7 protein-coding genes are annotated in these 3,888 nt (G+C 37.6%); 4 read left to right on the top strand and 3 right to left on the bottom strand.

Features of this window, described 5'->3' with window-relative positions:
* The coding region (locus E1140_RS01355) for an iron chaperone (protein ID WP_155178257.1) at positions 1 to 376 on the top strand (376 nt) is incomplete at its 5' end.
* A gap of 5 nt (positions 377 to 381) precedes the next feature.
* On the opposite strand, the gene E1140_RS01350 is transcribed toward E1140_RS01355, so the two are convergent.
* From E1140_RS01350 to E1140_RS01340, 3 genes are read right to left on the bottom strand one after another with little or no spacing between them, the layout of a single operon-like run.
* A complete protein-coding gene (locus E1140_RS01350) occupies positions 382 to 777 on the bottom strand; it encodes a response regulator (RefSeq protein WP_155178254.1) in 396 nt (131 codons plus the stop codon).
* Positions 778 to 1,608: a sensor histidine kinase gene (locus E1140_RS01345; RefSeq protein ID WP_155178252.1), complete on the bottom strand. Its 831-nt coding sequence runs from the start codon at positions 1,606 to 1,608 to the stop codon at positions 778 to 780. It lies immediately after the preceding gene.
* A 29-nt stretch (positions 1,609 to 1,637) separates the two neighbouring features.
* Positions 1,638 to 2,468, bottom strand: a complete 831-nt coding sequence (locus tag E1140_RS01340; RefSeq protein WP_155178250.1) for a CHASE domain-containing protein — start codon at positions 2,466 to 2,468, stop codon at positions 1,638 to 1,640.
* A gap of 156 nt (positions 2,469 to 2,624) precedes the next feature.
* Between E1140_RS01340 and E1140_RS01335 the strand changes: the two genes are divergently transcribed.
* From E1140_RS01335 to E1140_RS01325, 3 genes are read left to right on the top strand one after another with little or no spacing between them, the layout of a single operon-like run.
* Positions 2,625 to 2,882 carry a rhodanese-like domain-containing protein gene (locus E1140_RS01335; protein WP_155178248.1) on the top strand — a complete coding sequence of 86 codons (258 nt, stop codon included), beginning with the start codon at positions 2,625 to 2,627 and terminating at the stop codon, positions 2,880 to 2,882.
* Between the two features lie 6 nt (positions 2,883 to 2,888).
* Complete coding sequence (locus E1140_RS01330; RefSeq protein WP_155178246.1) at positions 2,889 to 3,206, top strand: rhodanese-like domain-containing protein; 318 nt, start codon at positions 2,889 to 2,891, stop codon at positions 3,204 to 3,206.
* A gap of 53 nt (positions 3,207 to 3,259) precedes the next feature.
* On the top strand, positions 3,260 to 3,766 hold the full coding sequence (locus E1140_RS01325; protein WP_155178244.1) for a DUF6702 family protein: 507 nt from the start codon (positions 3,260 to 3,262) through the stop codon (positions 3,764 to 3,766).
* Positions 3,767 to 3,888 lie beyond the last annotated feature (122 nt).

Below are 3,888 nucleotides of genomic sequence, written 5' to 3'. Positions count from 1 at the left end.
GATGAACAGAAAGCCTAAGGACTTTGATGATTACATCACGGATTTTCCGGAAGCAACCAGAGAAAAGCTTATTCTTCTAAGAGAAGCTATAGTTAATGCTGCTCCTTCGGCAGAAGAAGTGATAAGTTATGGCATGCCGGCTTTCAAGCAGAGCGGAATGTTGGTGTACTTAGCTGGCTATGAAAAATACATAGGCTTTTACCCTACACCATCAGCCATTCTGAACTTTGAAAACAAGTTGAAAAAATTTAAAACAGCAAAAGGCACTGTGCATTTTCCTTTAAATGAACCATTGCCTTTTGATCTGATTAAAGAAATGGTAAAGTTTAGAGTGGAGGAAAATTTGGCTAAAGCGAAGACTAAAAAGGCAAAATAGTTGTACTAACTGGCCCTCAGAATTTCCACAACGTCATTTTCCTTTAGAGGTTTGCTAACAAACTTCTTAATTACCTTACAGCGTCCTGCTCTCTCCACATCATCCTCATTCTGAGAAGATGTCAGCATAAAAAGTTTAATGCGATCTGTTATTTTAGGATCAAGTTTTTTGTAAGCTTCAAGAAATTCCCAGCCATTCATTTCAGGCATATTGATATCCAAAAAAATGAAATTGGGTAATTCAGAGCCATTAACATAATTGGCCTGCAATTGATTCAGTGCATCTGAGGCAATAAGGAATTCCTTAATTTTAGCAGACGAATAATTTCTTTCAATAATTATTTTATTGACAAAATTTGTAATGCTATCATCATCAATAAGCCAAATTTGATCTTCATTCATTTATTCAGCCAATAAAGTAAAACAAAACTCACTTCCTTTTCCATCTTCCGACTCCACCCAGATTGATCCATGATGAAGTTCGACAATTTTTTTACAATTCGCTAGTCCTACACCCGTTCCAGGAAATTTAGAAGAAGTATGTAGTCTTTTAAAAATAATGAAAATTTGACTTTGATACTCTCTGGGTATCCCAATGCCATTGTCTTTAAATTTTATCAACCAAAACCCTGACTGCATCTCAGCAGAAATCTGAATGATTGGTTTATTATCCCCACTTTGGAATTTGATAGCATTGGTAATTAAGTTTTGAAATAGTTGACCTAATGCCGTTGGGAACCCCTTTATTACTGGAAGTCCAGTTTTTCTTTCAATTGTCGCTCCTGTTGTTTTTAGTAACTCACTAAGGTCTTCATTTACTTTATCTAGTATGCCCGCAAGGTCCACAGTTTGAATCTCTTCACTATGGCCAATCCTACTATAGGTTAATAAGTTGCTTATAAGGTTACTCATGCGCTTAGAAACAGCACTGATGTGACTCAGGTATTTATTACCCATTGGGCCAAGCTTGTCACTAAATTCCAATTCAATGAGAGTGACCAAGCTTTGCATAGAGTGCAGCGGTTCCTGAAGGTCATGCGAAGCCACATAAGCATACTGCTCCAAATCCTGATTGGTCTGCTCCAACTCCTTTACGTAACTGAGCATTGCTTTTCTATTATCAGTAAGTATATCAAACAGCAGCTTAACTACCAGACCTGTGATTATTAATGCCGCCATAAGCACCCACAATGGCAATATTATTGGCTGACCAGCATTGCTTACATACACCATTTTCAGCTCCCATGTCTGATCTGCTACTTTTAGTGTACCACTTTGGAGTTGTATGGATTAAGTTCTCTAGTCTCATTAATTTGTCCGTATAGCAACGCATGATTGTTCCCCTTATCAGTAATTTCGATCTCAACCTCACTTAATAAACCAACTCCTCTAAAGGCAGTGTTAATTAATTCATCCATCAGATAAACTCCTTCTACCAGACAATCCACTTCCTTTGTATCAGGTTTATAAACCGGCACAAAGGTTAATATTGCCTTTTCTGTGGATGACCGTTGGACAATGTCGATAACCTCTGAGGCGGCCACCTCACCTGACACTATGGCCTGATCTATAGCATTCTGCCTGATAGCGCTGGAAGGTCCGGGGTCAAATCCAAAAGCTGCCTTATTGTCTTCAAATGGCTCAATATAGTAAACCGGGTAATATATTGGTCTATCTTCTGCCCTTACTGTGGTATCACCAGACCTTTTAAATATTTCAAAATTTTCGAAGCCCTCTGCTCTTGTAGCCAACTCGAAAGAATCTCTTTCTGCTAACTTTATTACCGGCACCCATTCCAGGGCCTGAATACTTGCAATACGCGATGTGTAATACCCCGCATAACTGGCAAACTCCTCTCGTGACATGCCCTGGTAAGCAAGATAACTTGCCTTAATAGCATATAACACATCGAAATTTCTATCTATCTCTTGTTGAATACGATCTTGTAATGTACCAAAGCTATTTGAAAGTAGTCGATCACGTTTTGTTTCAAAGGAATTTTGCAATGACAAAAATAGACCTACAGATAGTGCCACGCCTATAAGTAGCGTAACGCTACATATGGTAAGTATCCTTGGTGTGACATTCTTCATACGTTAATATAAGGGATTATTATAATAAAGACTTACTATAATAATAATCTGAAGTAAAAAAAATCAAGTGATGTGCTAAAACTACCCGGTAACAAATGTTACAAATCAGAAGAACCTTAAGCTGTTCTTTTGCAAAAGAATTAAATACAAGAAGTTATGAATACACAAAGCAAAACTATTATTGATGTCAGGTCGCCTTTAGAATTTCAGGGTGGACATGCAGAGGGAGCTATTAACATTCCATTGGATACAATTACAAATGAAGCTGCGGAAATTAAAAATATGAATCAGCCCATTGTTTTATGTTGCGCATCAGGTAACAGAAGTGGTATGGCTCAAGCAATATTGCAGCAGGCAGGAATAGAATCTTACAATGCCGGGCCTTGGTTTGAAGCAGAGAATTTTAAAATTTAGGAATAGATGATAGATGCATTAAAAAACATGTTGGGACTTGGAAACACTCCCGATTATAAAGAATTGTTAAAATCTGGTGGAGTTATTATCGATGTTCGTTCTCCACAAGAGTTTAAATCAGGAAATATTTCAGGGTCAAAAAACTACCCGCTCAACGAGTTGGATAAGCACCTGACAAAACTTAAAGATAAGGATCAACCCATCATTGCATGTTGTGCATCTGGTATGAGAAGCGGAAGTGCAAAGTCGATTTTAAAGTCGAAAGGCTATACTCAAGTCTATAATGGTGGTGGATGGAGAAACTTGCAAGGGAAAATTAATTAACCCTTTTCATTGAATTCAAAGCTCTGATTTCTCAATATTGGAGATTAGAGCTTATGTATTCACTCCTTACCATCTTCGCATTATCCTTCTTTACACTTGTAGCTAGTAGTGCAAATACTTACCATGCTATATATATATCGGTAACTGAAATTGAGTTGCACCACAGCGAACTCTCCACTGTAAGCATTAAAATTTTTTCTGACGATCTAAAAGCGGCTATCCAAAATTTTTCTGGCAAAAGCACTACAGAGCCTGATGCCACTTTTATTGACCAAAACAAGGAGGCAGTATCATCATACATCAACAAGTATTTTCAGCTCAGCTTGAATAATAAAAAGGTGACGCTAGAGTATATAGACCACACTTTAGAAGGAGATGCCTATTTTATCAATTTTGGTTTTCGAATGAACGCACCTATCTCTCCTTTATCAATTAAAGCGGAATACTTAATGGAGCTGTTCCCTACACAGCAGAATGTGGTAAAAATAAATTTTGAAAACGAACAGCGCTTTCTCAAATTTGACAGCTCAACTGATACCCAATCTGTAAATTTCGATTAATGATAAGAGTACTTGTATTTTTCACTTTAGCCGCTGTCTTGTTTAGCTGCGAAAACAAACCAAAAGAATATGTTCCGGGGATGGCCTTCGAAAGGCAGATTAAGGAAGAGATTGGCAGTCTA

Origin of the sequence: Fulvivirga lutimaris, assembly GCF_009711525.1 — a bacterium.
GTDB lineage: Bacteria > Bacteroidota > Bacteroidia > Cytophagales > Cyclobacteriaceae > Fulvivirga > Fulvivirga lutimaris.
The sequence above is the reverse complement of the archived record's forward strand: the minus strand, read 5'-3'. Positions and strand labels throughout refer to the sequence as shown.